The sequence below is a fragment of the Bradyrhizobium sp. Kon37 genome (genome assembly GCF_055807535.1).
Genome location: NZ_JBVVOY010000351.1, coordinates 1 through 234, shown reverse-complemented (window position 1 = coordinate 234; position 234 = coordinate 1). Strand labels below are relative to the sequence as shown.

The 234-nt window shown below is 52.6% G+C and carries 1 protein-coding gene; it reads left to right on the top strand.

Going from position 1 to position 234, the window contains the following annotated elements:
- Positions 1-234: ATP-binding protein (locus AC0L3J_RS38440; RefSeq protein ID WP_473350629.1), on the top strand; the 234-nt coding region annotated here is incomplete at both ends.

Here is a 234-nt window from a genome sequence, read left to right as displayed (position 1 = left end):
CGGGCATTACCCCGGAACTGCGTCGCTACATCGGCGAACGTTGCGCTAAAGCGTGTGTTGATATCGGCTATCGCGGTGCAGGTACTTTCGAGTTCCTGTTCGAAAACGGCGAGTTCTATTTCATCGAAATGAACACCCGTATTCAGGTAGAACACCCGGTTACAGAAATGATCACCGGCGTTGACCTGATCAAAGAACAGCTGCGTATCGCTGCCGGTCAACCGCTGTCGATCA